The organism is Aporhodopirellula sallentina SM41 (genome assembly GCF_000346505.1).
Classification (GTDB): domain Bacteria; phylum Planctomycetota; class Planctomycetia; order Pirellulales; family Pirellulaceae; genus Rhodopirellula; species Rhodopirellula sallentina.
This window is the reverse complement of sequence record NZ_ANOH01000375.1, coordinates 1-4,661: the sequence shown is the minus strand read 5'-3', so window position 1 is coordinate 4,661 and position 4,661 is coordinate 1. Positions and strand designations below refer to the sequence as shown.

At 56.1% G+C, this 4,661-nt stretch carries 2 protein-coding genes; both read left to right on the top strand.

All coding sequences use genetic code 11. The annotated features are described in order from the left end of the window. Positions 1-2,026: PPC domain-containing protein (locus RSSM_RS24620; RefSeq protein ID WP_044303572.1), on the top strand; the 2,026-nt coding region annotated here is incomplete at its 5' end. An 85-nt stretch (positions 2,027-2,111) separates the two neighbouring features. Beyond that, positions 2,112-4,403: a DUF1549 domain-containing protein gene (locus RSSM_RS24615; protein ID WP_008686146.1), complete on the top strand. Its 2,292-nt coding sequence runs from the start codon at positions 2,112-2,114 to the stop codon at positions 4,401-4,403. Positions 4,404-4,661 lie beyond the last annotated feature (258 nt).

The window sequence follows — 4,661 nt, the reverse complement described above, 5'->3', positions numbered from 1 at the left end:
CCAACCCAATGTGAGCGTTCGTGGGTTTTTGAATGGTGGACATCGCGGCGACGTGGATATGTATAAGGTGCCCGTCACCGCAGGCCAGCGGTTGGCTGTCGAGGTCGGGTGTGCTCGCATCGCGGACGTTCATTATGGCGACTCTGAATTTGATACCGCCATTCGAATTTTGGACGAAAGTGGCCGAGAGTTGGCCGCGAACGATGACAACGCATTGTTGATTCAAGATCCACTGGTGTCGCTGAAGGTGCCGCAGGATGGACATGTGTTTGTCGAAGTATCGCGTTCGATTTTTGTGCCTTCCCGCCGGCCATACTGCGTGCACATCAGTGACACTCCTCGTCCGTTGGCGGCGTATCCTCTCGGCGGCCAAGCCGGACAGAAAGAAACGATTCGGTTCATCGGCGACGCGTTGGGTGATTTTGAGAGTGCCGTGGAGATTCAAGAGAGGGAAGGAACGTTTGAGCATTTTGGCCGTTTCCCGACTCCGCTGATGTTGCGCAGCAGTCCGTACCCGAACGTGTTCGAAGAACCCGATGCCAGTGTGACGGATGTGGAAACGCTACCGATCGCGATCAATGGGATCATCGAATCCGGAGATCCGTCCGACCGCTTTCGCGTAAGGGTCAAGAAAGGTGATCGATGGCACGTTCGTGTGTACTCCACAACCTTGGGGTCACCCATCGATCCGCGAATCCGTATTCTGCCGATCGATGAGGATGGCGGTCTCGGAAAGCCGGAAGTCGATCTCGATGATGTGACGTTGGAAGAACGCGATGTATATGGAACAAACTATCGCTCTCGCAGCGGTCTACCCGATACGTTGGATCCGTCGGCGGTTTGGGAGCCGAAAAAGGATGGCGAGTATTTGATCGAGTTGCTTGATTCGAGCAACAACGGTGGCCCGACAGGGGTCTATCGAATCGAAATTGAATCGCCCAGGACGCTCTTTCAAACGGTGCTTCGCAGCACGACGTTTGACTGGACCGAGTCGATGCGAGTGACGGGACTCGCGGTTCCACGCGGCAATCGGTGGACCGTCAACGTGAACATCCCGCAGGGACAGTGTGATTCGATAAAAGGTGACTTTCAGGTTGTCGCCCGCGGACTTCCCAAAGGAATGTCGTTAATCGTTCCTCCGATGCCGAATGGGAAGATCCCCCGAGTCTGGCCGATGCAATTGGTTGCTGACGAGGACGCGGAGCCCGGCGGGGCGGTGATTACTCTCGATGCGGTGCCTGCCGACCCGAATGAAAACGTCGAGAGTCGATCGGTGCAGCAGGTGCCGTTTATCAATCACTCCGGAGGCGATGCTTGGAATACGGTGCGCGTGGATGCCTATATCACGGCCGTGGTCGATCCGGCACCGTTTTCAATTGAATTGATCAAGCCGTCGGCGCCGCTCGTTCGGGGAGGTGAGTTGGCATTGCCCGTCAAAATTCACCGCCGTCCAGGATTTGAGGGTGCGGTTGAGTTTGGGGCGGTTTGGTCGCCGCCGGGTCTAGCGATCCAGCCGCCTCAAACGATTCCTCCAGGCGAAACGGAAGGTCTGCTGAGAATTTCGGCGACGCCCGGTGCTCAGCTAACAACATGGCCGGTGGTCGCGATCGCCAGCACGGTTCGCGACGACATTGATCCTTTCTTGGGTGTGGGGCACACACGAGTGTCTTCTGAATTTATCGAACTCACGGTGGCGGACCGCTACGTCGAGTTGGCCGCCAATCCCGAGAGCGTTCGCCGGGGTGAGCGAAAATCGTTTATATGGAACGTCGAGCACAAAAACGCGTTCGATGGTGAGGCTCGTGTCCGTTTGCTCGGGTTGCCCAAAGGGGTGAACGTTATCGATCCCATGCCGACGTTGAACAATCAATCCAAAGAGGTGCGTTTCCAAATCGAAGCCACCGAAGAGGCTCTGTTGGGTTCGGCGACGGGATTGGCGTGCGAAGTAATTCTCGAGGCGGAGGGCCAAGAGATTGTTCAGCGAACCGGCAATGGCGTGCTGAGAATTGATCCGGGACAAGGTTAACGAACGTCTGACGAAAATCTCGACCAACCGCCGTACTAAAACGTCTTTGCCCACGCGACATGAATCGGGCATTTAGGAACGCATCATGACACTTTCACTCGAATCCATGTTCAAAGCAATCTTTAACAACGGCGTTGCAAGTATCACGCCCCATCGTCGGAAGTTGAGTTTGATACTGGCAGTTTTCGTTGTGGGCATTGCGTCCACTACTGTTGCTGCAAACGAAAACGTTGCCGATAGCGACGCGCCTAGTTTTCGTCGCGACGTGATGCCGGTGTTCTTTCGAGCCGGGTGCAACGCTGGATCGTGCCACGGCGCCGCGAGTGGCAAGGACGGATTCATGTTGTCGCTGTTCGGGTACGATCCCAAAGGCGACTATCACCGCACCGTGAACGAGATGGTGGGGCGGCGTGTCAACACGGCGGTTCCCGAGCAAAGTTTGCTGCTGTTGAAATCTACCGGAAAAGTCGCGCACACCGGCGGGAAGCTATTCGACGAATCCAGCGAGTACTATGAAACGCTCTATCGATGGATTGCCGCCGGTGCGCCCGATGACTCCGATTCGGTTCCCGACACGGTCGAGGTGATTCTCTCGAAAGAGCGGTTTCTGTTTGAAAAGAAAGGTGCTAAAGATCGTTTGCGGGTCGGCGCGATCGCGAGTGATGGTTCGAAGCGATTGGTCACTTCGTTGGCACGATTCCACAGCAACAACGAAAGCGTGGCGACGATCGATGACGATGGCATTGTGACTGCGGTTGGCCCCGGCGATACGTACGTGTTCGCACGTTACAACCGATTCACGGTCGGCGTGGAGGTCATCGTGTTGCCGCCCGCCGAAGGGTTTGATTGGCCCGATCCACCCGCGACGAACTACATCGATCAACTGGTCTATGACCGATTGCAGAAACTGCGAATCACTCCTTCGGGGCTGTGCGATGACGAGACGTTCTTGCGACGTGTGACGTTGGACTTGGCCGGCCGAACTCCGACGGTGGACGAGTATCGTGAGTTCATGGATGGCGATCGAGATCGTGCGGCAAAGATCGATGAACTTCTGGCAAACGACGAGTTTGCTGACTTGTGGACGGCGTTGTGGGCTGAGCAACTGCGAATCATTGGTGGCAACTATGCTCCCGCCGCGACGCACGTCAAAGCCGCAATGTCGTTTTACGAATGGATCCGAAAGCAAATGCGATCGGGACGTCCGCTGAACGAGTTTGTGGAAGAAATGGTCGTCGCGTCGGGGAGTAACCTGACCAACGGACCCGCGAACCTGTACACGATGATGGTCCACGCCCCTCGTTTCGAACCGAAAGTCTTCGCTGCCGATTTCTCGCAGGTTTTTCTCGGAGTGCAGATTCAATGTGCCGAATGTCACAACCATCCGTTCGATCGGTGGACTCAAGACGACTACTACAGTTTCGTCAGTTTCTTTGCTGGGATGAAACGCAAACCCGGTGTGGAACCTCGTGAGCGGAGGATTTTCTATGACACGTCAACGCCGCCGATGAAGCACGTCGTTGACAAGCGTCCGATGCCGCCACGCGTGCTCGGCGGGGTGGAACCGGTGGCGAGTGACGGCGATCCGAGAAAAGAGCTGGCGAAATGGTTGACGTCGCCTGACAACAAGATGTTCAGTCGCAACATCGCCAACCGAATCTGGGCACAGTTGCTCGGCAAAGGGATCGTTGAACCGGTCGATGACATTCGCGTGAGCAATCCACCGGTCAACGGACCACTGCTCGACGCAATTTCGGACCGCTTGGTGGAATCCGGGTTCGATCTCAGAACGTTGGTGCGAGACATTTGCAATTCTCGGGTCTATCAACTGAGTGTTCAGCCCAACGCGTCGAACAAGGGGGACACCCGACAATTCTCGCATGCTTACCTGAGGCATTTGCGGGCGGACGTGTTACTCGATTCCGTTGCCACCGCGACAGGCATGCAGGCGTCGTTGCCGAAGTTCGCCGCCGGTACACGCGCGATCAATTATTTCCCGATCTCCGGCGGTGACACGGGAGGGCCGAACTACGGGACGCCGTTCTTCAAAACGTTCGGCCGCTCGAGTCGTGCCACCATTTGTGCCTGCGAAACAGACACACAGCCGACATTGTCGCAGGCATTGCACCTTGCCGTTGGCGAAACGATTCAGAAGCGATTGTGGGCCAATGGCGAGATCCGAAAACTCGTCGCATCGAAAGAACAGCCCGAGCAGGTTATCGAAGAACTGTTTGTGCGAACTCTCTCTCGCCAGCCCACCGCGGAAGAGGTCGCAGATCTCGTTGCGGTGGTTGGTGATTCTGCCAAAGACCCGAAGCCGTATGAAGACATCTTTTGGGGATTGTTCAACTCAACTGAGTTTTCCTTCAATCACTAACGCCAACCGATTGCGACGCCAATGTTGATCATTGGGTGCGATCACGCCGCCCGTCCGATAGACATCCCGCTTTGATGAACCCCATGAATCCAGTTCAACCGAAGAAACGAGTGAAACCGAACCCTTGTTTGCCGTCGTGGCACGCAGCGTGTTTGCTCGCGTTCGCAGCGATGATTCTGCCCGCGGAAGCGAACGCGGTGGAGGCGAAACGCGAGACGCTCGAAAAGCCGCCTGTCAATTTTGATGATCACATCTCCG